This window comes from Flaviaestuariibacter terrae (genome assembly GCF_054777635.1).
The window spans coordinates 1,218-2,076 of record NZ_BAAHAL010000001.1 but is presented as its reverse complement, the minus strand read 5'-3'; the positions used below and the strand labels follow the sequence as shown (position 1 = coordinate 2,076).

Sequence of the window (859 nt, the reverse complement as noted above, 5' to 3'; positions counted from 1 at the left end):
CACCGGTGGAGAAGAAGTTGTAGTTGCCACTCGTAGTATAGCTCTGACCGTGCCAGGCAAACACCGAGCAAGCCGTAGCCGTGGTATCGGTATGCACGCCCTGGTTGATGGTCAGGTGCAGGGTGACTGTATCGGGGCAGCCATTGACGCCGGTGGAGAAGAAGTTGTAGTTGCCGGAAGCCAGGTATGTCTGACCATGCCACGAGAAGGTGGTACAAGCCGTAGCCGTGGTATCGGTATGCACACCCTGGTTGATGGTCAGGTGCAGGGTCACCGTGTCGGGACAGCCATTGACACCGGTGGAGAAGAAGTTGTAGTTGCCGGAGGTTGTGTACGTAGCTCCATGCCAGCTGAAGGTGGTACAAGCTGTAGCCGTGGTATCGGTGTGCACACCCTGGTTGATGGTCAGGTGCAGGGTGACCGTATCGGGGCAGCCGTTGACGCCGGTGGAGAAGAAGTTGTAGTTGCCGGAAGCCAGGTATGTCTGTCCGTGCCATACAAACTGCGTACAAGCTGTAGCCGTGGTATCGGTGTGCACGCCCTGGTTGATGGTCAGGTGCAGGGTGACCGTATCGGGGCAGCCATTGACACCGGTGGAGAAGAAGTTGTAGCTGCCACTCGTAGTATAAGTAGATCCATGCCACGAGAAGGTGGTACAAGCCGTAGCCGTGGTATCGGTATGCACGCCCTGGTTGATGGTGAGGTGCAGGGTGACCGTATCGGGGCAGCCGTTGACACCGGTGGAGAAGAAGTTGTAGTTGCCGGAAGCCAGGTATGTCTGTCCGTGCCATACAAACTGCGTACAAGCCGTAGCCGTGGTATCGGTGTGCACACCCTGGTTGATGGTCAGGTGCAGGGT

1 protein-coding gene is annotated in these 859 nt (G+C 57.3%); it reads right to left on the bottom strand.

The window, feature by feature from the left end; genetic code table 11:
* Positions 1-859: hypothetical protein (locus ACYU7Z_RS00010; RefSeq protein WP_460566332.1), on the bottom strand; the 859-nt coding region annotated here is incomplete at both ends.